This is a genomic window from Streptomyces sp. VNUA24, from assembly GCF_029167005.1.
Classification (GTDB): Bacteria; Actinomycetota; Actinomycetes; order Streptomycetales; family Streptomycetaceae; genus Streptomyces; species Streptomyces scabiei.
Genome location: NZ_CP119143.1, coordinates 6,219,928 through 6,243,978 on the forward strand (window position 1 = coordinate 6,219,928; position 24,051 = coordinate 6,243,978).

The 24,051-nt window shown below is 71.2% G+C and carries 23 protein-coding genes and 1 pseudogene; 12 read left to right on the top strand and 12 right to left on the bottom strand.

Annotated features, from left to right (window positions below):
* Positions 1-183 precede the first annotated feature (183 nt).
* From PYR72_RS26660 to PYR72_RS26670, 3 genes are all read left to right on the top strand, one after another.
* Complete coding sequence (locus tag PYR72_RS26660) at positions 184-654, top strand: helix-turn-helix transcriptional regulator (RefSeq protein ID WP_275457655.1); 471 nt, start codon at positions 184-186, stop codon at positions 652-654.
* 116 nt (positions 655-770) lie between these two features.
* Complete coding sequence (locus PYR72_RS26665) at positions 771-1,379, top strand: hypothetical protein (protein WP_275457656.1); 609 nt, start codon at positions 771-773, stop codon at positions 1,377-1,379.
* Between the two features lie 224 nt (positions 1,380-1,603).
* On the top strand, positions 1,604-1,948 hold the full coding sequence (locus PYR72_RS26670) for a DUF2516 family protein (RefSeq protein ID WP_059080455.1): 345 nt from the start codon (positions 1,604-1,606) through the stop codon (positions 1,946-1,948).
* 12 nt (positions 1,949-1,960) lie between these two features.
* Here the strand turns inward: PYR72_RS26670 and PYR72_RS26675 are convergent, their stop codons facing one another.
* The 3 genes from PYR72_RS26675 to PYR72_RS26685 form a co-directional block, all read right to left on the bottom strand.
* On the bottom strand, positions 1,961-3,391 hold the full coding sequence (locus PYR72_RS26675) for a response regulator (RefSeq protein WP_275457657.1): 1,431 nt from the start codon (positions 3,389-3,391) through the stop codon (positions 1,961-1,963).
* Positions 3,392-3,929: 538 nt separating this feature from the next.
* Entirely contained in the window at positions 3,930-5,045 is a 1,116-nt protein-coding gene (locus tag PYR72_RS26680) for a C40 family peptidase (protein WP_275457658.1), read from the bottom strand.
* Between the two features lie 409 nt (positions 5,046-5,454).
* Positions 5,455-6,252, bottom strand: a complete 798-nt coding sequence (locus tag PYR72_RS26685) for a class I SAM-dependent methyltransferase (RefSeq protein ID WP_275457659.1) — start codon at positions 6,250-6,252, stop codon at positions 5,455-5,457.
* A 144-nt stretch (positions 6,253-6,396) separates the two neighbouring features.
* Between PYR72_RS26685 and mshA the strand changes: the two genes are divergently transcribed.
* Together mshA and PYR72_RS26695 are read left to right on the top strand one after the other, a co-directional pair.
* Entirely contained in the window at positions 6,397-7,737 is a 1,341-nt protein-coding gene (gene mshA, locus PYR72_RS26690; protein WP_275457660.1) for a D-inositol-3-phosphate glycosyltransferase, read from the top strand.
* A gap of 102 nt (positions 7,738-7,839) precedes the next feature.
* On the top strand, positions 7,840-8,355 hold the full coding sequence (locus PYR72_RS26695; protein WP_275457661.1) for a YbjN domain-containing protein: 516 nt from the start codon (positions 7,840-7,842) through the stop codon (positions 8,353-8,355).
* Here PYR72_RS26695 and PYR72_RS26700 read toward each other — a convergent pair.
* Complete coding sequence (locus PYR72_RS26700; RefSeq protein WP_275457662.1) at positions 8,300-9,166, bottom strand: AraC family transcriptional regulator; 867 nt, start codon at positions 9,164-9,166, stop codon at positions 8,300-8,302. The genes PYR72_RS26695 and PYR72_RS26700 overlap by 56 nt on opposite strands.
* Positions 9,167-9,215: 49 nt before the next feature.
* Here PYR72_RS26700 and PYR72_RS26705 point away from each other — a divergent pair, with 49 nt between their 5' ends.
* On the top strand, positions 9,216-9,659 hold the full coding sequence (locus tag PYR72_RS26705; protein WP_275457663.1) for a DUF2000 domain-containing protein: 444 nt from the start codon (positions 9,216-9,218) through the stop codon (positions 9,657-9,659).
* 487 nt (positions 9,660-10,146) lie between these two features.
* Here PYR72_RS26705 and PYR72_RS26710 read toward each other — a convergent pair whose 3' ends face one another.
* On the bottom strand, positions 10,147-11,634 hold the full coding sequence (locus tag PYR72_RS26710) for an MFS transporter (protein WP_275457664.1): 1,488 nt from the start codon (positions 11,632-11,634) through the stop codon (positions 10,147-10,149).
* A gap of 153 nt (positions 11,635-11,787) precedes the next feature.
* On the opposite strand from PYR72_RS26710, the gene PYR72_RS26715 reads away from it, so the two are divergent.
* Positions 11,788-12,549 (top strand): phosphoglyceromutase, encoded by a 762-nt coding sequence (locus PYR72_RS26715; RefSeq protein ID WP_059080320.1) that lies wholly within the window; start codon positions 11,788-11,790, stop codon positions 12,547-12,549.
* Positions 12,550-12,649: 100 nt separating this feature from the next.
* Here PYR72_RS26715 and PYR72_RS26720 read toward each other — a convergent pair.
* From PYR72_RS26720 to phoU, 6 genes and pseudogenes are all read right to left on the bottom strand, one after another.
* Positions 12,650-13,287 (bottom strand): annotated as a pseudogene (locus PYR72_RS26720) (site-specific integrase); the annotation flags it as partial.
* Positions 13,288-13,429: 142 nt separating this feature from the next.
* Positions 13,430-14,485, bottom strand: coding sequence for a ParA family protein (locus PYR72_RS26725; protein ID WP_275457665.1), 1,056 nt, complete (start codon positions 14,483-14,485; stop codon positions 13,430-13,432).
* A 785-nt stretch (positions 14,486-15,270) separates the two neighbouring features.
* Positions 15,271-15,654, bottom strand: a complete 384-nt coding sequence (locus tag PYR72_RS26730; protein WP_275457666.1) for a hypothetical protein — start codon at positions 15,652-15,654, stop codon at positions 15,271-15,273.
* A gap of 60 nt (positions 15,655-15,714) precedes the next feature.
* On the bottom strand, positions 15,715-16,014 hold the full coding sequence (locus PYR72_RS26735; RefSeq protein ID WP_343245538.1) for a hypothetical protein: 300 nt from the start codon (positions 16,012-16,014) through the stop codon (positions 15,715-15,717).
* A 117-nt stretch (positions 16,015-16,131) separates the two neighbouring features.
* Positions 16,132-16,380, bottom strand: a complete 249-nt coding sequence (locus PYR72_RS26740) for an SCO4226 family nickel-binding protein (RefSeq protein ID WP_013002634.1) — start codon at positions 16,378-16,380, stop codon at positions 16,132-16,134.
* Between the two features lie 601 nt (positions 16,381-16,981).
* A complete protein-coding gene (gene phoU, locus PYR72_RS26745) occupies positions 16,982-17,671 on the bottom strand; it encodes a phosphate signaling complex protein PhoU (RefSeq protein ID WP_005476809.1) in 690 nt (229 codons plus the stop codon).
* Positions 17,672-17,959: 288 nt separating this feature from the next.
* Between phoU and PYR72_RS26750 the strand changes: the two genes are divergently transcribed.
* Positions 17,960-19,225: an ATP-binding protein gene (locus tag PYR72_RS26750; protein WP_275457667.1), complete on the top strand. Its 1,266-nt coding sequence runs from the start codon at positions 17,960-17,962 to the stop codon at positions 19,223-19,225.
* Positions 19,222-19,902, top strand: coding sequence for a response regulator transcription factor (locus PYR72_RS26755; protein WP_009340348.1), 681 nt, complete (start codon positions 19,222-19,224; stop codon positions 19,900-19,902). Before PYR72_RS26750 ends, PYR72_RS26755 begins: the two co-directional genes overlap by 4 nt.
* A gap of 154 nt (positions 19,903-20,056) precedes the next feature.
* On the opposite strand, the gene PYR72_RS26760 is transcribed toward PYR72_RS26755, so the two are convergent.
* Complete coding sequence (locus PYR72_RS26760; protein ID WP_275457668.1) at positions 20,057-20,749, bottom strand: copper chaperone PCu(A)C; 693 nt, start codon at positions 20,747-20,749, stop codon at positions 20,057-20,059.
* An 818-nt stretch (positions 20,750-21,567) separates the two neighbouring features.
* Between PYR72_RS26760 and PYR72_RS26765 the strand changes: the two genes are divergently transcribed.
* The 3 genes from PYR72_RS26765 to ispF all read left to right on the top strand — a co-directional run bounded on the left by PYR72_RS26765 (position 21,568) and on the right by ispF (position 23,699).
* Entirely contained in the window at positions 21,568-22,050 is a 483-nt protein-coding gene (locus tag PYR72_RS26765) for a CarD family transcriptional regulator (RefSeq protein ID WP_003953493.1), read from the top strand.
* Between the two features lie 352 nt (positions 22,051-22,402).
* Positions 22,403-23,179, top strand: a complete 777-nt coding sequence (gene ispD, locus PYR72_RS26770) for a 2-C-methyl-D-erythritol 4-phosphate cytidylyltransferase (RefSeq protein ID WP_275457669.1) — start codon at positions 22,403-22,405, stop codon at positions 23,177-23,179.
* Entirely contained in the window at positions 23,169-23,699 is a 531-nt protein-coding gene (gene ispF, locus PYR72_RS26775) for a 2-C-methyl-D-erythritol 2,4-cyclodiphosphate synthase (protein WP_275457670.1), read from the top strand. The genes ispD and ispF overlap by 11 nt, the downstream gene beginning before the upstream one ends.
* Positions 23,700-24,051 lie beyond the last annotated feature (352 nt).

The following is a 24,051-nucleotide window of genomic DNA, read 5'->3' on the forward strand; positions in this document are numbered from 1 at the left end:
GGACCGGGGTACGACGGAACGTCCGCACCTGCCCGGCCGCCTCAAAACGCGTCGGCCACCTCACCGTCAGCGGCCCCGCATTGCAGGTCGCCGCCCGCGTCGCCCATCCGGCCGCAAGTGGCGTGGCGCACTTTTGCAAGCGGGTGCTTGCAATAGTTAGCGGGGGTGGGGCATGGTGGAGGCATGGCATCGCTCAACGTCGGCAATCTCGGTGAGTACCTGCGTGAACAGCGGCGGAACGCGCAGCTGTCGCTCAGGCAGCTCGCCGATGCCGCCGGGGTGTCCAATCCGTATCTGAGCCAGATCGAGCGCGGGCTGCGCAAGCCGAGCGCGGAGGTGCTGCAGCAGGTCGCCAAGGCGCTGCGGATCTCCGCCGAGACGCTGTACGTGCGGGCCGGCATCCTCGACGCCGAGCGGGATCGTGACGAGGTGGAGACGCGCGCCGTCATCCTCGCCGACCCCACGCTGAACGAGCGGCAGAAGCAGGTGCTGCTCCAGATCTACGAGTCCTTCCGCAAGGAGAACGGATTCGAGATCGACGTCGACCTCGGCCCCGGCGCGGAGACGGACCCGGAAGCACCCCCGGCCCCCGGCCGCGCCCCGCACGCGGCCGGTGACGGCGACGATGCCGGTCCACGGCAGACGGCGAGTTGACGACGTCGACGACCCCGACGACGTCAACGACGCCGGCGGCTTCGACGCCGGAGTCGCCGTCCGCGGACCGGAACCACACCCACCCTCAGCTGCAAGCAACCCGGAGGACCAGCACCATGGCCATCACCGACGACATCCGCAAGGCCGTCACCGACCCGACGCCGTTCTACTTCGCCGCCGGCACCGCCGACCTCGCCCTGCAGAAGGCGAAGAAGGTCCCCGGCATCGTGGAGCAGCTGCGTGCCGAGGCGCCGGCCCGGATCGACGCCGTGCGCCAGACGGACCCGAAGGCCGTCCAGGAGAAGGCGACCGCGCGGGTCAAGGAGACCCAGGAGACTCTGCAGACCAAGGTCACCGAGCTGATCGGCACCCTCGACACCGACCTGAAGAAGCTCGGCGAGACCGCTCAGGACCTCGCGCTGCGCGGTGTCGGCGTCGCCGCCGAGTACGCCGTGAAGGCCCGGGAGACGTACGAGAAGGTCGCCGAGCACGGTGAGCAGGCCGTGAAGACCTGGCGTGGCGAGGCCGCGGAGGAGATCGAGGAGCTGGCGATCGCCGTCGAGCCCAAGTCCAAGCCGGTCGAGGTCAAGGACGAGCCCGCCGCCAAGCCCGTTCCGGCCCAGGCCGCGCCCGCTCCCGCCGCCAAGAAGGCCGCCCCGAAGAAGCCGGCCGCTCCGGTCCGCAAGGCGCCGGCCGCGAAGAAGACCACCCCGCCCGCGAAGTAGTCGGCAGGGCGCGCCGCCCGGTGGGCGACATAGCCGACGGAGAGGTCGGCGACAGAGCGAGAGGTACCCGCGCGGTATCTCGGAGGTACCCGCGCGGTACTTCGCGGTACGGAGAACGGGCCGGGCACCTTTGGGGTGGCCGGCCCGTTCTACGGGTACGGTGGCCGCGTAGGAGAGACAGTCGGTATACGGATGCGTGAACGGAACGGGCGGTGGTGGGCACCATGCTGATGAGCGGCTTCGCGGGGTTCATGGGGCTGTTGCAGCTCGCAGTGATCGCACTCGCCGCATTCGCGGTGATCGATGCCGCGTTCCGGCGGGAGGACGCGTTCCGCGCGACGGACAAGCAGACCAAGGTGTTCTGGCTGATCATCCTCGGCATCGCGCTCGTCGTGAGCCTGCTGTTCCCGATCCTGTCGTTCCTGCCGATCATCGGCCTCATCGCCAGCATCGTGTACATCGTCGACGTCCGTCCCGCGGTGCGCCAGATCTCCGGCGGCGGTGGCCGGGGCGGCAGCCGGGGCTCCAGCAGCGACGGTCCGTACGGCCCGTACAACGGCGGCCGGTGACCTCCCGGGAGGTCAGCCCTCCCGGTCCAGCAGGAGGACCGCCACGTCGTCGGTCAGTTCGCCGCCGTTGAGGTCGCGGACCTCGTTCACCGCCGCGCGCAGCAGATCCTCGCCGCGCAGTCCCTCGCCGAGCTGGCGGCGGACCATCTCGACCATGCCGTCCTGACCCAGCCGCTCCTTGCCCTGGCCGATCCGGCCCTCGATGAGGCCGTCCGTGTACAGCATCAGGCTCCAGGCGGCGCCCAGCTCGATCTGCGTACGCGGCCAGCGGGCGTTCGGCAGCAGGCCGAGCGCCGGACCGCCGTTGTCGTACGGCAGCAGCTCGGCCGGCGGGGTGGGGCGGATGCCGCGGCCGTGGCGCGCGATCAGGGGTGCCGGATGTCCGGCGAGGCAGAGGCCGGCGCGGCGGCCGTCGGGGGCGATGTCGACCGTGCAGAGCGTCGCGAAGATCTCGTCGCTCTCGCGTTCGTGCTCCAGGACGCGCTGCAGCGTGGACAGCAGCTCGTCGCCGCAGAGCCCCGCGAACGTCAGCGCCCGCCAGGCGATCCGCAGCTCGACGCCGAGTGCCGCTTCGTCGGGGCCATGCCCGCAGACGTCGCCGATCATCACGTGGACGGTGCCGTCGGGGGTGCGGACGGTGTCGTAGAAGTCGCCGCCGAGCAGGGCGCGGGAACGGCCCGGCCGGTAGCGGGCGGCGAACCGCAGTGACGAGCCCTCCAGGAGAGGCGTCGGCAGCAGGCCACGCTCCAGGCGGGCGTTCTCCTGGGCGCGCAGCTTGGACTCGGTGAGCCGGCGCTCGGCCGTGTCCGACCGCTTGCGTTCCACCGCGTAGCGGATCGCGCGGCTCAGCAGCCGGCCGTCCAGTTCGTCCCGGAAGAGGTAGTCCTGTGCTCCGACCCGCACGGCCTCTGTGCCGCGTTCGGTGTCGCCGGAGTCGGTGAGGGCCAGGACGGCGTGGCGGGGGGCCAGTTGCAGGACGTGCTTGAGGACGGAGAGTTCGTCCTCGGGCCGGTCCGCCGCCTCGGGGTCCGCGTCCGCGGGGCGGGGCGGGGCCGGGAGGGCCAGGTCCAGCAGGATGCAGTTGACGTCGTCGGTCAGCAGCCGCTGGGCCTCGGTGAGGTTGCGGGCGGTGCGGACGCGGATCGGTTTGCCCGTGGAGTCGAGCAGCTCGGGCACGTTGAGGGAACCCGCCGGGTCGTCCTCGATGAGCAGGACCGTGAGGTTGGTGGGGCCGCCGGGCTGCGTGGAGGGGCCGGGCAGGCCCGCGGGGCCCGTGGCGCGGTCGCCGTGCGGGCCGGGCGTGTTCGACTTGTCTGCAGGGGCCAGGGCCGAGGCGTTCATGGCCGCCCCCTCTCCGGACGGTCCGCTGGGCGCGGACGCGGCGTGCGCCTGACCACACTCCACGGCCGGGATCGCTCTCTGCCGCGGTACGGGTACGGGCATCGTGTTTCGGTTCCTTCCCTCCCCCCGAGGGCACGGCGGGGCGAGGGACCTCGACCCACCGACGGGGACCATAGCGCCAGGCGCCGCCGCAACGGAATGCTCGGCGGGACGCCGGGCGGCAAACGGCCGGAGTCATATGCCGCATCATGTACCGCACTTGGACATGGCAGGGCTTTCTTCTGGGATGACGTATGTCACGCGGCGGAGGTTGAGCCGGGTGGGGAAGGTGGTGAGTGTCACGTGGGGTGGGTCACGCGAGGCGGGCGTGTGAGGCGGGCACGCGGGCGGGCACCAGAGGCGGGCCTGCGAGGCGGGCACGCCAGAGGGGCACACGGGGGGTACGCGGGGTGGGTACGCCAGAGGGGCACGCGAGGTGGGTCCGTGGTGCGAGCCGGCGCTCGGCACGGCCCGCCGCCCCCGAGCGCCCCGCCCACGCGTCCGAGGTGCAGTCAGCCGCCCACGCGTCCGGAGTGCAGCCAGCGGCCCACGCGACCGGGGTGCAGTCAGCCGCCCACGCGTCCGGGGTGCAGCCGGTCGCTCACGCGTCCGGTCGTACGACTCCCAGGATCTGCATCGTCCCCGCCCCGGCGATCGACACCTTCCGGTTCGGACGAGGGGCGTGGACTATCGAGCCGTTGCCCAGGTACATGGCGACGTGGCTGGCGTCGGCGTTGTAGATGATGAGGTCGCCGGGACGCATGTCCTTGATGTCGATGTGCTGGAGCAGGCGCCACTGTTCCTGGGACGTGCGGGGGATGGTCAGGCCGGCGGCGGCCCATGCCTGGCTGGTGAGGCCGGAGCAGTCGTAGGTGTCGGGGCCCTCGGCGCCCCACTCGTACCACTTGCCTATCTGGTCCGTCGCGAACTTCACGGCCCGCTTGCCCTGCGGCGACGCCTTGCCGTTGATCTCGTCGAGGATGCCGGAGCCCAGCCAGGTGGCCTGTGACTGCTCGGCGGCGGCCTCCTCCAACTGCGCCAGCCGCTCCCGCTCGTCGTCCTCCAGCTGGCCTTCCAGCTCCTGCGCGGCGGCGATCTGCTTCTTGATCTTCTTCTTGGCCTTCTCCTTGGCCTTGCGGTTGGCCTCCAGCTTCTTCCAGCGCGCGGCGGCGTCCTTGGAGTACTGCTCCAGGTCCTCCTGGGTCCGGGTCATCTCGGCGAGCAGACCCTTGGTCGCGAGCTGGCCCTGGCGCAGGCGGTCCGCGCCCTCAAGGAAGTCCTGGGGGTTCTCGGTCAGCCACAGCCGCACCTCGGGCGGAAGGCCGCTGCCGCGGTACTGGGCACGGGCCGCCGCGCCGATCAGGTCCTGCAACTTGTCCAGCCTCGCGTGGCCCTGGTCGACCTCGTGCGCCAGGTCGACGAGTTCCTCGGACTGTTTGTCGGCCTTCTCCTCGGCCGCGTTGTACGCGTCCGTGGCGACCGCCGCCTCGTGGTAGAGGTCGTCCAGCTTCGCGCGTACGGCTTCCAGATCCTCGTTGCTCACCGGGGTCGGGTACGTCTGCGGCGTACCGGAACCGCCCGCGGTGCTCGACGGGGTGGGGGTCGGCTCGGTCGGACTCTTCTGGCTCGCGTACGCGTCGACCGGTGCGGCCAGCACGGTCATCGCGCAGACCACGGCCACGGCCGCCATGGTCAGGTTCCGCTTGCCGGCTCCCATACCCCTTGCCCCCAACCTCGCCAGAAAGAGAGAAAACTGGTTAACCGTCAGTAACGTGCCGGTGCCCGGTGATCGTGTCACGGCCTCGCGTGATCCAAAAGAGGTAAGCGGCGACGAACTCCCCGCCCTCGGCTCCGCCTTGCGACACCCCCGCGCCCGCCCCGCCGCTGTCATGCCGTTCCCCACCCCTCGCCCTCCACCCCTGCTGCCTGCCGCCCGTGCCCCTGCCGCCCCCGGTCTTGCTGCCCCCCCTCCGTATGTGACGCCCCTCCGTATGTGACGTCGCTTCTGTGTGACTCATGAGCCGAGGGGATCGTTGCTCCCGACTGTGTGACGATCGACCACGGCCGATTGTTCCCGTGAGTCACGAGAATGTTGCTCTGTGTAATCAGTCCGAAGGTGCAGGCGCTCACGCCCTCGGGGCCAGTGCCTCCCACGCCACCGTGATCTCGCCCTGCCGCCATCGGGCCACCCCGTCCCGGACCGGCCAGTCCGTGCTCAGGGCGCGGGCCGTGCGGATCCAGCGCTGGCGTGCGCCGTACGAGGCGTACGGCGCCGCGGCGGCCCAGGCGCGGTCGAAGTCGCGGAGGAAGGCGTGCACCGGCTCACCGGGGACATTGCGGTGGATGAGTGCCTTCGGGAGGCGTTCGGCGAGGTCGGAGGGGCGGTCCAGGGAGCCGAGGCGGGTGGCGAAGGTGACCGTGCGCGGGCCTTCCGGACCGAGCGCGACCCAGACGTGCCGACGGCCGATCTCGTCGCAGGTGCCTTCGACGAGCAGGCCCCCGGCGGAGGAGTGCGTGGCCGGCGAGAGACGGGCGCACAGGCGCTCCCAGACGGCCCGGACCTCCTCCTCGTCGTACTGGCGCAGGACGTTCGCCGCCCGGACGAGGGTGGGGCTGCCGGGCACCGGGACCTCGAACCCGCCGTGCCGGAAGGTCAGGCCCTCGCGCGCGTACGGCCCCGCGGCCGCGACCCTCGCCGGGTCGATCTCGATGCCGACCACCTCGGTCCGGGGTGCCACCGCGCGCAGTCGGCGCAGGAGTTCGACGGCGGTCCAGGGGGAGGCGCCGTAGCCGAGGTCGACGGCGAGGGGGGTGCCGGCGCGGCGGAGTTCGGCGCCGTGCGTCGCCGCGATCCAGCGGTCCATGCGGCGCAGGCGGTTGGGGTTGGTGGTGCCGCGCGTGACGGTGCCGACTGGTCGTGCCATGCGGCGAGCGTATTCCTCGAACGGTTGAGCGAGGTTCGGTAATAATTCCGCAAAGAGGAAATGGAACGGACTCCTCCGGCGTTCTGCCCGACCAGAGGGCCCCACACCCTCCGAACGGCATGCCCGGAGCGAGGAGGACGCCACGTGAGCCACTACGTCGGCAGGCTCGGACGGCGCTCCCCGGCCGGCTCCGGGCGGCTTCGGCTGCACCGGAAGCCCCGCCGGGTCGCGATGCTGTCGGTGCACACGTCACCGCTGCACCAGCCCGGCACGGGTGACGCGGGCGGGATGAACGTCTACATCGTGGAGCTGGCGCAGCGGCTGGCCGCGCAGAACGTCGAGGTGGAGATCTTCACCAGGGCCACGACCGGGGCCCTGCCCCCGACGGTCGAACTGGCCCCCGGCGTCCTCGTGCGGCACGTCGACGCGGGGCCGTACGAAGGGCTGGCGAAGGAGGAGCTCCCGGCCCAGCTGTGTGCCTTCACGCACGGGGTGATGCAGGCATGGGCGGGTCACCGGCCCGGCCACTACGACCTCGTCCACTCGCACTACTGGCTCTCCGGCCACGTCGGCTGGCTCGCCGCCGAGCGCTGGGGCGTGCCCCTGGTCCACGCCATGCACACCATGGCCAAGGTCAAGAACGCCGCGCTCGCCGACGACGACACCCCCGAGCCCGCCGCCCGGGTCATCGGCGAGACCCAGATCGTCCGCGCCGCCGACCGTCTCATCGCCAACACGGCGGAGGAGGCCGGTGAACTCGTACGCCACTACGAGGCCGACCCGGACAAGGTCGCCGTCGTCCACCCGGGTGTGAACCTCGACCGCTTCCGTCCGGCCGACGGGCGCGCGGCGGCAAGGGCCCGTCTCGGCCTGCCCCAGGACGCCCTCATCCCCCTCTTCGCCGGCCGTATCCAGCCCCTCAAAGCCCCCGACGTGCTGCTCCGCGCCGTCGCCGTCCTCCTCGACGAGCGTCCCGAGCTGCGGTCCAGGATCGTCGTACCGGTGGTCGGCGGGCCGAGCGGCAGCGGCCTCGCCAAGCCGGAGGGGCTGCAGAAGCTGGCCGCGCGGCTCGGCATAGCCGATGTCGTACGGTTCCGGCCGCCCGTCGGCCAGGAGCAGCTCGCGGACTGGTTCCGGGCGGCGTCCGTGCTGGTCATGCCGTCGTACAGCGAGTCCTTCGGGCTTGTCGCCATCGAGGCGCAGGCGGCCGGTACGCCGGTGCTGGCGGCCTCGGTCGGCGGCCTCCCGGTCGCCGTGCGGGACGGGCGGACCGGGTTCCTGGTCCAGGGCCACGATCCCGCCGCCTACGCGCGCGTGCTCCGCGATTTCGCCGACACCCCGGACCTGCCCGCCCGCATGGGCGCGGCCGCCGCCGCGCACGCCGAGTCCTTCGGCTGGGACACCTCGGCCGCCGCCACCGCGGAGGTCTACACGGCGGCCATGCACGACCACCGCCGGTACCGGGTGCGGGGCCACCACGGGTGAGCCCCGCAGGGCCGCCGTGGCTCCACGGCCGACCGGTCGGCCGGCCGACCGGCGGACTGGCGGACTGGTCGACCGGTTCGTACCGGCGGGTACGCTCGCCCCATGGCTGACGAAGCGTCGATCATCGAGCAGGTCCTCACCGAGGCCGAGCTGGAGTGGGAGAGCCCGGCACCCGGCACGTACGTCGTGAAACTCCCCGGCACCCGCAAACTCTCGACGACCGTCTCCCTGATCGTCGGCCGGCACTCCCTCTCCCTCAACGCCTTCGTGATCCGGCACCCCGACGAGAACGAGGCGGGCGTCCACCGCTGGCTCCTGGAGCGCAACCTCAAGCTGTACGGCCTGAGTTACGCCGTCGACCCGCTCGGCGACGTCTACGTCACGTCCCGGCTGCCCCTCTCCGCCGTCACCCCCGACGGCATCGACGGCCTCCTCGGCCAGGTCCTGGAAGCGGCCGACGGAGCCTTCAACACCCTGCTCGAACTGGGCTTCGCCTCAGCGATCCGCAAGGAGTACGCCTGGCGCGTCTCCCGGGGCGAACCGACCCGCAACCTGGACGCGTTCAGTCATCTGACCCGGGACGTGGCGGCCGACCGCTCCGATAGCGGCCAGGGGTGACACCCACCCACCGTCCGAAGTGCCGCGTCAGATGGGCCTGGTCGTAGAACCCGGCCGCCGCCGCGGCCTCGCCCGGTGGCATCCCGTCCAGCAGCAGCCGCCTGGCCCGCTCCACCCGCCGGGACATCAGGTACTGGTGCGGCGCGATCCCGAAGGCCGCCCCGAACGCCCGTACGAGATGGGCGGGGTGGGCGTGCACCGTCCCGGCGGCCTCCGCCAGGGTCACCCCGTCGGTGACCCGCTCGTCGAGGAGTTCCCGCAGCCGGTGGGCGACCGTACGACCGTCGTCAGGCCGCGCCGCTGAACGCGCCGGCGGCCTGCGAAGATGCCGCCGCAGCCGCTCCCCGACGAGTGCCAGCCGGCTCTCCGCCTCCAGCTCGTCCCCCGGCCGCGCGAGCGCCGTGTGCAACTGCCCCACTCGCCGTCGCAGCTGCGGATCCCGCAGGTCGGGACCGTCCACGGCCGCCCCGATCAGACTCGCGTCCAATGGGCTCGCGTCCAGGTCCAGGTAGAGCACCCGCTTGCGGAAACCGTGCTCCGTCACAGGCGCCCCGTTGTGCGGCACGTACGGCGGCAGCAGCGAGACGGTGTCGTTCGGCGTCCCGTGCTCGTGCCGGTCCAGCTCGTACCGCACGGCCCCGTCGTCGACGATCAGCAGCGTCCAGACGTCGTGCACGTGCATCGGGTAGGCGTACTCGGTGTAGTGCGCGTGGAACACCTCGACGATGCCGGGCACGCGCGGCCGCCAGGCGGCCACCTCGCGCTGGGGGCGCCGCTGCGCTTGCGGGGATCGCTGCCGCTGAGGGCACATGCAAAGAACGTACAAGACGGGGGCGTACGCCGGTCGGCAGTCTCGTTCCATGAGCAGTGAGACCTCCGCGAGTACGCCCCCCATCCGCTTCGACACCAAGATCGCCGTCCTTCTTCGCGACGACCTGGAGACCTGGCAACGGCTCAACGTCACGTCGTTCCTGGTCAGCGGTATCGGCCCGATGATCCCGGAGGTGGTCGGCGAGCCGTACGAGGACGCTGACGGCACGGTGTACCTGCCGATGTTCCGCCAGCCGGTCCTGGTCTTCGAGGGCACGAAGGAGGTGCTGAGGGCGGCCCACACGCGGGCGCTGGCGCGTGCGCTGCCCCGCGCCCTCTTCACGTCCGACCTCTTCACCACGGGCAACGACCGCGACAACCGCGCGGCCGTACGGGCTGTGGGCGCGGGGGAGCTGGACCTGGTGGGGCTCGCGGTGTACGGGCCGCGCAATGGGGTGGACAAGGTGGTGAAGGGGGCGCGGATGCATCCGTAGGCTGCTTGGGCCGAGCCGTGTGCGCCGGTCTCTGTGGCCGGCACGGCTGTGCGGGGTTCCGCCTCGGGGTGGCGGGTCTGTGCGGCCCTCGGCGCCGGGCTGCGTCCCGCGTCCGTCGGATGCCTCGGCCGCCGGTCTCCGCCGTGTGGCGCCGCCGGTCTTCGTCGGGTTCCTCGGCCGCCGGTCTCCGTCGGATGTCTTGGCGCCGGTGCCCGCCGGGTGCCGCCGCCGGTCTTCGTCGGGTGCCGCTTCCCAGCCTCTGCCGGGTGCCTCGGCCTGTTGTCTCCCCGGGGTGCCTCGGCCGTTGTCTCCGCTGGCTGCCCTTTCGGGCTGCTTCCACCAGGCGTGCCCGCTGCCGGTCGTCCGGCGGGGTGCCCGACGAGGGCCGCTCAGGTTGCGTCCTCGGACGGCCGCCTCTCGGGCGGCCCTCTCAGACGACCGTGCCTCCGGCGACGTGCTCTCCGTCGACCGGCCGCACGCCGACGGGCTATACGGCGCTGGACCCTCCGCCCACTTGTTCTACGGCGCTGGACCCTCCATCCACCGGTCGTCCGGCGACGGGCTCACCGAAGCCAGACCCTCCGCCGACAGGCTTCCCGGCCCCGGGCTCCCGGGCGGCAGGCACTCCGACGCCTGGCGCATCAACCTCAGGCACCACGACCTCAGGCACTACGACCTCCCGCACCACCACTTCCCGCACCACCGCCTCCTCAACGCCCGACACCTCGACGCGAGGCTCCCCGGTGAGGTGGGGCTCGGCAAGCTCCGCCTCAGCCCCCGGAAGCCGCCGCATCAACGCCCAGTACCCCACCCCCGCCACGGTCCCGATCACGGCACACAGCCCCCACAGCCACCCGGCACCCCAGCGGTCGATGACGACGCCGGACATCAGCGGCGCGACGAGCGCGGCCACGGACCAGGACATCGTGTACATGCCCTGGTAGCGGCCGCGCCCCTGCGCGGGCGAGAGGCGGACCACGACGCCGGTCTGGGTGGGCGCGTTGACGATCTCCGCCAGGGTCCAGACGCAGACGGTGAGGGCGAAGACGCCGATCGACCCGGCGAAGGCGGTGAGGCCGAAGCCGTACCCCGCGAGCACGGACGAGACGATGAGAAGCCGTCCGGGGTCGCGGTGCTCGATGATCCGGGTGACCGGGATCTGCAGGGCGACGATCAGCACTCCGTTGACGGCGATGGCGAGCCCGTAGTCGGCAGGGGTGAAACCGGCCGCCCCCATCGCGACCGGCAGACCCACCGACCCCTGCTGGAAGATCAGCGCGACGAGGAACGAGAGCCCGACGACACCCATGAACCGGCCGTCACGCAGCACGGTCCCCAGTCCGACGTCCTCCGCCCCGGCCTTCTCCGCCGCCGTCCGCTCGGGGCGGGACTCCGGCAGCTTCAGGAAGACGACGATCGCGCAGACCAGCGTCATCCCCGCCTCGGCCAGGAAACCGGCGCGGTAGCTGACCTCGGCGATGAACCCGGCGCCCATGGAGGAGACGGCGAAACCGAGGTTGATGGCCCAGTAGTTGAGGGAGAACGCCCGGACGCGGTCCTCCGGCCGGACGATGTCCGCCATCATCGCCTGGACGGCCGGGCGGGAGGCGTTGCTGGCCGCCCCGACGAGGAAGGCGACGGCGGCGATGGCCACGGGGTCCTGGACGAAGCCGAGGAGCGCGACCGATCCGGCCGTGGAGGCCTGGGCGACGAGCAGGGTGGGCCGCCGCCCGAGCCGGTCGGCCATGACGCCGCCGACGAGCGAGGAGACGACCCCGCCGAGCCCGTGCAGCGAGGCGACGAGACCGGCGTAGGAGGCGGAGTACCCGCGGTCCAGCGTCAGATAGAGCGCCATGAAGGTGGCGACGAACGCGCCCAGCCGGTTCACCAGCGTGCTGGTCCAGAGCCACCAGAACTCCCGGGGCAGTCCGGAGACCGACTCCCGGACGGCACGCCGGACGGCGACGAGTGGCATGCGGATCCCCCACGGACGTAAGCGGCCAAGACAGCGGACACACCTTACGAACGCGCTCGGGGCAGGGCCACCGAATTACCCCGCCCCTCGATGGTCTGTCCGCCTGTCGGCCAGGTGGGTGGTGATTCCCGGCCGTGGATTACGCTCGGAGCCATGGCCGACGCACCGTACAAGCTGATCCTCCTCCGCCACGGCGAGAGCGAGTGGAACGAGAAGAACCTGTTCACCGGCTGGGTGGACGTCAACCTCACGCCGAAGGGAGAGAAGGAGGCGACGCGCGGCGGTGAGCTGCTGAAGGACGCCGGCCTGCTCCCGGACGTGCTCCACACCTCCCTCCAGAGGCGCGCCATCCGCACCGCGCAGCTGGCCCTGGAGTCCGCCGACCGCCACTGGATTCCGGTGCACCGGTCGTGGCGCCTGAACGAGCGCCACTACGGTGCCCTCCAGGGCAAGGACAAGGCGCAGACGCTCGCCGAGTTCGGCGAGGAGCAGTTCATGCTGTGGCGCCGCTCGTACGACACCCCGCCGCCGCCGCTCGCGGACGACTCGGAGTTCTCCCAGGCCTCGGACGCGCGCTACGCGACCATCCCGCCGGAGCTCCGCCCCCGCACGGAGTGCCTGAAGGACGTCGTGGTCCGCATGCTCCCGTACTGGTACGACGGCATCGTCCCCGACCTCCTCGCGGGCCGCACGGTCCTCGTCGCCGCCCACGGCAACTCCCTGCGCGCCCTGGTCAAGCACCTCGACGGAGTCTCGGACGCCGACATCGCGGGCCTCAACATCCCCACGGGCATCCCGCTCTCCTACGAACTGGACGCCGACTTCAAGCCCCTCAACCCCGGCGGCACCTACCTCGACCCGGACGCCGCGGCGGCGGCGATCGAGGCGGTCAAGAACCAGGGCAAGAAGAAGTAAGCAGCGCCGAACAAGCCCCCTACCTGCGGGTTGTCCGCCGGTAGGGGGCTTCTTGGTGGGGCTGGGCCGTCTGTGGGCCGTCAGGTGCGGGACGGCTCGGGCCGGGGTCGGAGTGCCCCAGGTACTCGGCGAGGGCCTTGATGTTCTCTCCGGCGTCCAGGAGCACCGAGGCGTAGAAGTGGCGGAGCGCGTGCATGCCGTTCTCGCGGGACTCGACGTAGGACTCGCCCGGCTTACGCTTGGGGATCACCCCGGCCGAGGCCAGCGCCCGCTTCCACACCTCCTCGTTGAGCGAAGTCCGCCAGACTTCAGTTGCTGGACCACGTGAAGCGTGTCCGACTCGAAGTCGATCGCGTCGACAGCGACGCCAAGGATCTCGCCCTGGTGGAGCCCGCAGCCGCCACCCAGGTCGACCATGGCTTGGTACCGCTCAGGCATGGCGGCCCGCACGGCGAAGACCCGTTCCGGCGTCCAGGGAGCGACGCGCTTGACGTCCACCGTCGGCGGCCGGACTGAGCGAGCAGCACACGGATTCCGGGGGAGATGACCGTCGTCCACGGCCGCACTCAGCGCGGCACGCACGTTGGAGTAGATCGTCCGGGCGTACGAGCCCCGGACGCCGTTCTCTTGCAGCTTCCCCACCCAGTCATGGATGTGAGCAGGCTGGAAGGAGCCGAGCGGACGCGAGCCCAGGCAGGGGAAGGCGTGCAGCCGAAGCTGCGACTCCATCGACGCCTGAATTTCTGAACAAACAGTCCCGGACGGCACCGAGTGACCGCCATGTCACCGGGTGGATGTCTTGGAATCACAGGCTCCAGGGCGGCCGTCACGCGGGTACCGGGCGGTGAAGTCCTCGTCACTGCAGAGGCAGTCGAGGCGGTCACGGATCCTCGCAGTAGTCGCATCCACACTCGTTGAGATACGGGACAATCCACATGCACTTCGTCACTTCCCGGTAGTCCACGGAGGCCACCGAGTCGGGCAGGAGGATCGGCAGGGGAACTGCGTCCTCGTAGATCTTCTCGGCGTCTGCCGAGTACCGGATGTAGGGCAGCAGCACGGAGCTGTACATCGCCTCTGCCGCGGCCGTGCCGCGGCGGGCTGCCACCTGCTCGGGCCAGGTCAGCGGCTGCGTGCCGGTGAGGATCAAGCGCTTGAGTGTCGGCCGGCCGGGGACGGACCGGCTGCCGCGCTCCTTGTCGCGGACTCGCTCCAGTTCGTCCGTGAGCCGCTTGACCAGCTTGACGGCCTTGGGGTCGGCCTTGATCGACGGAATGACGGAGTCCTCTTCGTCCAGCATGCGCAGCACGGAGGAGGACATCATGCCGTAGCTCGCCGGGAAGTCCAGGTAGAAGACCGCTTCGTCGCCCTTGTAGGAGTGCAGGATCTCGGCGAACCAGTCGTTGCGGTCCGCGTCCTCTGCGATGGCGAGGTCCGCGTCGGCCATGGCGGGGCTGCCGGGCACGACGCGCAGGTTCTCGATGGGCTCGAAGTCCTCTTCGGGGTCGTCGCCGTCGCCGACGCGGTAGCGGGCGGGCAGCGCGACCTCGTCCAGGGTGGCCCTGCCGTAGAGCAGGTCGATCGCGGTCTTCTTGCCCTTGAGGGCGGTCTCGTCGTAGCCGAGGACGCTGGTCGCCGACATGTTGCTGTCGAGGTCGAAGACAACGCCTGGGTAGCCGTCCAGGGCGGCAATGACGGCCATGGACGTGGCGCTGGTGGTCTTGGTGGACCCGCCGCCTTCGATGATGTACGCCCAGATGAGGGGCCAGTTCCGGCCCTTGGGGCGGAAGTCGGAGTCGTACCACCACCAAGACGACAGATCCGGGTCCAGGGTGTCCTCGCTGCGGTCCGTGTCGGTGGACGGGATCTCTTCGGGAGCCACTTCGGGCTTGGACTCGGCGCTTTCACGCTTGAGCCGCGGGAGCTCGCCTGCCATGAGATCTCCAGGACTGCGGTGGGCACGGGGGGCGAGACTAGCGTTTCCGGACCCTTCCCTGCCCAGAATTTGCGCTGGATACGGCGGGAGGTGGCTCGCTCCTGGATGGCGGGGTGGATCGACAACGCCGCGTTGCCGCTTCGGTGTTGGCCCCGGTGTCGCGCGTTTCCGCTGGAACCGCAAAAAGGGCGCCGGCTTCCAAAGCGATGGAGGCCAGGGCCCTTTCTGCGCGTGCCCAGCCGCGTCGGGCTGCCCAGGTGGCGGGGCTGCCCAGGTGGCGGAGGTGCGCAGGTGGCGGGGCTGCCCGCGTCGGGGTTGGGGATGTCGGCGGCGGTTGCCGATGCGGCTGGGTGTCGCATGGTGGTGAGCGGGACGGCGCCCGGTTCGGTGTCGGGTGCCCAGACCATTCGCCAGGTGTCGTCCCACGCGCAGCCACTAACTACTCGGATGGCTGACGCGCCGTCGTGGCGGGCTTTCGTTGACTGAGGCCGAGACGGGCCGCGACGAAGGTGCCGGCCGTCAGCCGAACGAGGCCCCGCACCGGGCAAAGCCGGGCCGTCCCTGGGCCGTCCGAGGTCCCTCAACAGTGGCCGATGACGACCAACGACGACCACCAGGCCCGCGAGCCCACCGTCTCTGACCAGCAAAAACCCAGCTCACCAAGATCCCCGGCAAGACCCAGGGCAAGACGAAGTAGTTCTCCATGATCACGCCCCCGACCTGCGTATATGGCGCAGGGCGGGGGCGTATTCGTACGGCTGGGACCTGCTCGGGCCCCGTCAACCTCAGCTCGGCCCGCGCCCCCGCACGAAGACGCTCAGGCGGAACGTGGTCGGGTGGGTGTCGCGGCCGCAGAGTCTGTCCAGCCGTGCCGCCGTCCAGTCGATCTGGGCGTCCGACGCGCGGAGGCGGCGGAGATGCGTGTGCCATTCCGATTCGTCCTGCGTTTCGAACAGCACCTCCCACCGGCCCGCCTCCGACCGGACCACGTCCGACCGGCCCGCCTCCGACCGGACCATGTCCGACCGGCCCGCCTCCGACTGACCCGCCTCCGACCGGACCACGTCCGACCGGCCCGCCTCCGACCGGCCCGCGTCCGGGGCGAAACGCGCCGAGGTCCGCCGGGCCTCGTTCTGTTGTCCTCGTTTCCTTCTGCGCTGTCCGGGCATCGGCCCAGCTTCATCGGCGTCCGCCGTCGGGGCAAGGTCCCGGGCCCCCGGCGGCGGATGTCACGCGGCGCCCGTGACGTCCGGTGCGACGAAGCGGCGGTGCAGGGGGCTCAGGGTGGTTTCCGGGGTGCCCGTGAGGCCCGCTTTCTGGATCGCGGGGGCAAGGCGTTCGGCGAAGAACGACTCGAACGCCTCCTGGGATTCCCAGACGTCGGTGACATGGAGGCCCCGGTCGTCGAACCAGGCCACGTGCAGGTGGCCGCCGGACGCCGGGACCTCCTCCCAGTCCACCGCGTCCCGCACCGCGTCGTACTGCTCCGGAGTCACGTCCGCCCAGAGCATGGACATCACCACAGCCATCGCATCCCCCTTGGTTCGCACCGCGATCGGTGTCGGCAAGTGGATGGTTCCATCCCGCGAGGTCCGCCGGACAGGGCGTGCGGAGGCGTACCGGCGCCAGGCCGGGACCCCGCGCGCTCAGACCGCCAGCGGCACCGGGTGGATCTCGTCCGCCATGTGGCCGGCGCGTTCGTGGATGCGCTGCACGGCCTCGGCGGAGGGGGCCTCGGAGAGGCAGTACACCGTGCCGGACTCGGGGTCGGCCCAGGCGCGTTCGAAGTGGACCTGCTCGTCCTTCTCTATGGCCAGGTCGGCGTTGTGCGCCTCGCGCAGCTGGTCCGCCGTGATGCCCTTCATGTTGTGGTGGACGTCCATGAACTTGCTCATGGCCGCACCTCCCTCTTCCTGGTCGGCCTCTGCTTCCGTCCTCCCTTCATGCTGCGCCCGTACGCCCGAGGGTGCGACCCCTCGCCGGCCGCGCCGGGGCCCGAGGCGGGAGGAGGGGCCGTCGCCGGAGGCGGCCGCGGCCCCTCCTCCCGCCTACGGGCGACAGCGGCCCGTGCCGGTCAGCCGCACTGGCACGGGTTGCCGGACTGGCAGCCGCAGCCGCATCCGGAGCCGCAGCCACAGGCGCCGACGAGCGGCAGAATCCTGATGTCCGCGGGCTGATGGGTGTCGCGTACCTGTGTCGGGTCCGGAGTGCTGGGGCTGGCGGGTGATGGGGAGTCGGCCATGGTCCCTCCTCGGAGGTAGCTGAGGCAGCTGGGGCGGCAGGGCGGCCGCTGGCGGTCGGCCGGCCGGGCCCGCGGCAGGGCATCGATGGTCCGAGCCTCGCCCGCGTCCTGCCCGTGCCCATTGGTGGTCCCATTGCAGGGCCTCGCGGCCGGGCGCATCAACGGCGCACGGAGGCGCCCGCACGCCCTACCGGGCGGGCGGGCGCCGGGGGCTCCGCAACAGGAGCCCCGCGCTCCCCTCTCGCGAGGGGGGACTACGCCCCCTCGACCCCCGTGACCGGCTGGATGTCCGCCTGCAGCTCGTCCGCGTGCTCACCCGTGACCAGGTACACCACGCGCTTGGCGACGGACACGGCGTGGTCGGCGAAGCGCTCGTAGTAGCGGCCGAGGAGGGTGACGTCGACGGCGGTCTCGATGCCGTGCTTCCAGCGGTCGTCCATGAGGTGCTGGAAGAGGGTGCGGTGCAGGAGGTCCATCGCGTCGTCGTCGCTCTCCAGCTGGAGCGCGAGGTCGACGTCCTTGGTGATGATGACCTCGGCGGCCTTCGCCATCAGGCGCTGGGCGAGCTGGCCCATCTCCAGGATCGTCGCGTGCAGGTCACGCGGGACCGTGTTCTCGGGGAAGCGGAGCCGGGTCAGCTTGGCCACGTGCTGGGCGAGGTCGCCGGAGCGCTCCAGGTCCGCCGACATACGCAGCGACGTCACGACGATCCGCAGATCCGTCGCCACCGGCTGCTGCCTGGCCAGCAGGGCTATCGCGCGGGCCTCCAGGTCGTGCTGGAGGTCGTCGACCTTCTTGTCCGCCTCGATCACGCTCTCGGCCAGCTTCAGGTCGGCGTCGAGCATCGCCGTCGTGGCGCGACCGATCGCCGAACCGACCAGTCGGGCCATCTCGACCAGGCCCTCACCGATCGAGTCAAGTTCCTCGTGGTACGCGTCCCGCATCAGGGTGTCCCTCTCTTACGTACGTCAGCTCGTGGGTAACCAGAAAAGCCGTTCCGGAGACCGTTGCGCCAGGCCAGGGAGGCCGAACGACCCATATGAACGGCGACGGCGAAACGGTGACCGGGGGCCCGGACGAACCCCACGCTCCCACGTTCAGGCCCGTACGCGTCCGTTTCGGCCATCCCAAATGAACCAATACTGGCTCCAAGGTGAACTCTGGGCGACGAGTGTTCGAGGTCGCCCTCCGATCGCTGTGGGGATGTCCGACCTCGTGCCTAACCTGGATGCATGGACGTGAACGCGGCGGTCGCCGCAGCGGCAGCGATCGCCGGAGTGCTCACCGGCGTCATCGCCATGCTGGCGTTCCGCGTCAGCGAACGCGAGCAGAAGCGTCCCACCAGGACCTCCCTGCACACGGACCCGGTGCTTCCGCCCGGCGTGGACACCGTGCTCTCCGTGCTCCGCTCCTCCGCCGTCGTGCTCGACGAGGCCGACGCCGTCGTCAAGGCCAGCTCCGCCGCGTACGCCCTCGGGCTCGTGCGGGGCGGCAAGCTCTCCATCGAGCCGATGCTCAAGATGGCGCGCGACACCCGCCGGGACGGCGAGATACGACAGGTCGAGCTGGACCTGCCGCGGCGCGGCACGGGACGCGGGGAGGCGCTCGCCGTCTCCGCGCGCGTCGCGCCCCTCGGCTCCCGGCTCGTGCTGCTCCTGGTCGAGGACCTCACCGAGGCCCGCCGGATCGAGGCCGTGCGGCGGGACTTCGTCGCCAACGTCAGCCATGAGCTGAAGACGCCGGTGGGCGCGCTGTCGCTGCTGAGCGAGGCCGTCATGGGCGCGTCGGACGACCCCGAGGCGGTGGAGCGGTTCGCCGGGCGCATGCAGATCGAGGCCACCCGGCTCACCAACCTGGTCCAGGAACTCATCGACCTCTCCCGGGTGCAGAACGACGACCCGCTGGAGGACGCCGAACCCGTCCGGGTGGACGAGCTGGTCGCCGAGGCCGTCGACCGCTGCCGCCACCAGGCGGGCACCAAGCAGATCACGATGGCCGCCGGCGGCACCGCCGAGCTGCGCGTGTGGGGCAACCGCGGGCAGCTCGCCGCCGCCCTCGGCAACCTCGTCGAGAACGCCGTCAACTACTCCCCGGCCCGCACCCGCGTCGGCATAGCCGCACGTCAGGTGTCCGGGCCCGGCGGGGACCATGTCGAGATCGCCGTGACCGACCAGGGCATCGGCATCTCGGACAAGGACAAGGAGCGCATCTTCGAGCGCTTCTACCGCGTGGACCCGGCCCGCTCCCGCCAGACCGGCGGCACGGGTCTCGGTCTCGCGATCGTCAAGCACGTGGCCGCCTCGCACGGCGGGGAGGTCACGGTGTGGAGCTCGGAGGGACAGGGCTCCACGTTCACCCTCAGGCTGCCGGAGGCGGGCGCGTCCCGTGTCCGTGCGGACCGGCACCCGGACCTCGACGACGAGGACGGACAGCCCGACACCGCCCCATCCCCGTACGGACCGTACGCATCGCATCCCGCCCCGGAGGTCCTTCCGTGACCCGAGTGCTCGTCGTCGAGGACGAGGAGTCCTTTTCCGACGCCCTGTCCTACATGCTCCGCAAAGAGGGCTTCGAGGTCGCCATCGCGACCACCGGGCCCGACGGCCTCGACGAGTTCGAGCGCAACGGAGCCGACCTCGTCCTGCTCGACCTGATGCTGCCCGGGTTGCCGGGCACCGAGGTCTGCCGTCAGCTGCGCGGCCGTTCCAATGTCCCGGTGATCATGGTGACCGCCAAGGACAGCGAGATCGACAAGGTCGTGGGCCTGGAAATAGGAGCCGATGACTATGTCACCAAGCCCTTCTCCTCCCGCGAGCTCGTCGCCCGTATCCGGGCCGTACTGCGCCGCCGCGGCGAGCCCGAGGAGGTCACCCCGGCCGCGCTGGAGGCCGGTCCCGTCCGGATGGACGTCGACCGTCACGTGGTCACTGTCTCGGGCTCCAAGGTCGACCTCCCCCTCAAGGAGTTCGACCTGCTCGAAATGCTGCTGCGCAACGCGGGCCGTGTCCTGACCCGTATGCAGCTCATCGACCGGGTCTGGGGCGCCGACTACGTCGGTGACACCAAGACCCTCGACGTCCACGTCAAGCGCCTCAGAGCCAAGATCGAACCGGACCCGGGCGCGCCGCGGTACCTGGTGACGGTGCGGGGCCTCGGGTACAAGTTCGAGCCGTAGGCCGACGCCCCGCCGGGCCGGGTGCCGCCGTAGGGCGACGACGCGGCCCGGCGCCCGGCAGTGGCCGGCACCGGCCCGCGCTGTCGTGGCCGAACGCCGAAGGGCGGCACCCCCTGCGAGGGGTGCCGCCCTTCGGCGTCGGCGCGTGCGGCGCTCAGTGGCCGCCGCTCTCCTCGGAGGACGAGGAGGACGGGGAGGCCGTGGAGCCGGCGGCGGTGCCCTCCTCGGCGGCGGACTCGCCGTCGGCCGGGGAGCTGGAGACGGTCGCGGACGGGGAGCCGGAGGTCTTCTCGGACGGGGACGCGCTGGCGGGCGGGGCCTCGGGGATGTCGCTCGGGCCCCACTTCTCGAAGTAGTGCTCGGCGGGGACCACGAAGGCGCGCAGGCCGACCTCGCCGGTCTCGCTGAAGGAGAAGGTGACCTTCTGGGCGTTGCCGTCCTGGACCGCTTCGGTGAGGTCCGTCAGGACCGCGGAGGCGTTGTTCTCGCCGCCCAGGATGACGGAGCCGCCGGCCGGGACGACGATCTTGCCGCCCTTGCCCTCGCCCTTGGCGGCGGTCAGCTCGGCGGTGCCGGCGCCCTCGACGGTGACGGATTCCAGGGTCTGGTCGGTCGTGGCACCGTTGAAGACGGTCGCGGAGACCACGGCGGGACCCTTGGTCTCGGTGCCGGGCTGGGTGACCACGATCGCGTTCTGGATCTTGATGTCGCCGACGCTGGTGGCCGCGTTGTCCGGCTTGATCTCCAGGGTCTGGGCGTTGTTGCCGGCGGCGCACGCGGCGAGTGAGGCGATCGAGAACGCGATGGCGGCGGCGGCGAGGGCGCCGCGTCGAAGGCTGCTGCTCACGGCGGCGGCAACTCCTAGAACGTGGGCGGTACGTGGTCTGTAGCGGCCTTAGGTTACCGAGCCGTCCCTCCGCCGCCGCACCCGACCCTCCCCAAGTCCCCGACAAGTCCCCGACAAGTCCCCGACAAGTCACCGGAAGCAATGGGCGGCCCCCGTCGGCACCTCTGTCCGGCATTCACAAAACCCCCTCGGACTTCGCCGGGGCCGTGCCGCCGATTTCCGCCGGGGAATGCCGGCCGGTACGGAAAATCGATCAACCGTCAGAACAGCGGCCGGACGCCTCCGCGAACACGGGCCGGAACGCCCACGGGAACGCCGGTCAGAACGCCGATGAGAACGCCGATGAGAACGCCGATGAGAACGTCGGCCGGAAGGCCGGTCGGAACGCCCGTCGGAACACCGGCCGAACGCCGGGCGGAACACGCGCGGGAACCGCCCCCGAAACGTCACCGGAACGGCTTCAGAACACGATCCGGTAACGGCGGAACGGCACGGGTTGATCGAACTCCTTGATCAATTCCGGATTCGTCTCGTACCCGACTCCGCTCATCGAACGGAGTAGCGTAAGTCGCACACATGGGGGCGGACAAAGCGGGACGTTCGGGCGCTCGTACGGCCCTCCGGATGCGTGTAACGTACGCGTTTCCGTCCGCCCGGAGAGCCGCTCCGACCTGCGGATACCCTCTCCCGTTCGGCCCTCGCAGCACGTTCCTGTTGCAGTTGTCAAGCCCCGAGATGCGCCCTGACCTGCGAAAACGCCATTCAGAACACGCCGTTTCCGTGTTACCCTGGATAGCCACGGAAGGGGTACCTGTCACATGACGTTCAAGGTTGGCGACACCGTGGTCTATCCCCATCACGGGGCCGCGCTGATTGAGGCCATCGAAACTCGCCAGATCAAAGGCGTGGACAAGACCTACTTGGTGCTCAAGGTCGCTCAGGGCGACCTGACGGTGCGTGTGCCGGCGGACAATGCGGAGTTCGTCGGTGTACGTGATGTGGTCGGTCAGGACGGCCTGGACCGGGTCTTCGAGGTGCTGCGCGCACCGTATGCCGAGGAGCCCACGAACTGGTCGCGTCGCTACAAGGCAAACCTGGAGAAGCTCGCCTCCGGCGATGTCATCAAGGTCGCGGAAGTCGTGCGTGACCTGTGGCGTCGCGAGCGGGAGCGCGGACTCTCCGCCGGCGAGAAGCGCATGCTCGCCAAGGCCCGCCAGATCCTGGTGAGCGAGCTCGCCCTCGCGGAGAACACGAACGAGGACAAGGCCGAGGCCCTGCTCGACGAGGTTCTCGCGTCCTGAACTGACTCCTGAGGCAGGCAGCCAGCCCGCTCAGCCGTTCAGCGCAGCACATCGAAATGCCGCGGTGCCCGATGACGTACGTGATGTCGCCGGGCGCTGCGGCATGTTCGTACCCGGATGCCGAACGCCTCAAGGGGAACCCCGATACTCGGCGATACTTGGCGTGCCCCGGTGCTCCTGCGAGCTCGGAATGCCCGTACCTGTCGTACGCGTACTCCTGGCTCGTACTTGGCGTGCCGGGCCCGGGCAGCTGGCTCGACCAGATGTCACGGAAGGGTCCGGTCAAGGTGTCGCGCCCGGCACGCTGTGGCCATACCCACGTAGGCCGAGCACACAAACCTGACAGGAACCGATGTCTGACGATTCGCGCCCTTCGCCTTCCGCAGCCGGGGCGGCACCCCGTACGGCACCCCGCACGGCGGCCGTGATCCCGGCGGCGGGCCGGGGCGTACGCCTCGGCCCGGGCGCCCCCAAGGCGCTGCGTGCGCTGAACGGCACCCCGATGCTGATCCACGCGGTACGGGCCATGGCGGCCTCCCGCGCGGTCTCCCTGGTGATCGTCGTGGCACCGCCCGACGGCGCCCCCGAGGTCAAGACGCTGCTCGACGCGCACGCCTTGCCCGAGCGGACCGACTTCCTCGTCGTCCCCGGCGGAGAGTCGCGCCAGGAGTCGGTGAAGCTGGGGCTCGACGCACTGCCCCCCGGCTACGACGTGGTCCTCGTCCACGACGCGGCCCGTCCGCTCGTGCCGGTCGACACCGTCGACGCGGTCATCGAGGCCGTACGGGACGGGGCGGCCGCCGTGGTGCCCGCGCTGCCGCTCGCCGACACCGTCAAGGAGGTCGAGCCGGCGGACGCGCCCGGTGCGCCGGAGCCGGTCGTCGCCACGCCCGAGCGCGCGCGGCTGCGGGCCGTGCAGACGCCCCAGGGGTTCGACCGGGAGACGCTGCTGCGGGCGCACGAGACGGTCACCGGGGAGGTGACCGACGACGCGAGCATGGTGGAGCGGCTCGGGCTCGGCGTCGTGGTCGTGCCCGGGCACGAGGAGGCGTTCAAGGTGACGCGGCCGCTGGACCTGGTGCTCGCGGAGGCGGTTCTGGCGCGCAGGAGGCTGAACGATGGGTTCTGAGAACGCCGGGGTCGCGGCGCCGGGGTCGCTGCCGGGTTCCGTGGTGCTGCCGCAGGTCGGGATCGGTACCGACATCCACGCCTTCGAGGAGGGGCGGGAGCTGTGGTGCGCCGGGCTGAAGTGGGAGGGCCAGGGGCCGGGTCTCGCCGGGCACTCCGACGCGGACGTCGTGGCGCACGCCGCGTGCAACGCGTTGTTCTCCGCGGCCGGGATGGGGGATCTCGGGCAGCACTTCGGGACGGGCCGGCCGGAGTGGTCGGGGGCGTCCGGGGTGACGCTGCTGGCCGAGGCGGCGCGGATCGTACGGGCCGGGGGGTTCGTCATCGGGAACGTGGCCGTGCAGGTGGTCGGGGACCGGCCGAAGATCGGGAAGCGGCGGGACGAGGCGCAGAAGGTGTTGTCGGAGGTGGTGGGGGCGCCGGTGTCGGTGTCGGGAGCCACAACCGACGGGCTGGGCTTTCCCGGGCGGGGCGAGGGGCTGATGGCGGTGGCCACGGCCCTGGTCGTGCGGGTGGGGTGAGCCGGGGCTCTTCTCGCCCCCGCCGCCCCTACCCGTCCCATCCTCAGCGGGGCTGCGCCCCTTCGACCCCCATACGTCCGCCCGGTGGGGGCCGGTCGCGCAGTTCCCCGCGCCCCTGGAAGGCCGGGGCTGCGTCGCTTTGACCTCCGGCCGCGGGTCCGGTGGGGCTTCTCGCGCAGTTCCCCGCGCCCCTGGAAGGTGCGGGGGTGCGCACCCATCGAGTTCCATGTGCAGGCCCGGTGGGGCTTCTCGCGCAGTTCCCCGCGCCCCTGAAGGGCGCGGGGTGTGCACCCATGGAGTTCCATGTGCCGGTGCGGTGGGGTTTCTCGCGTCGTTCTTCGCGCTCCTTTTT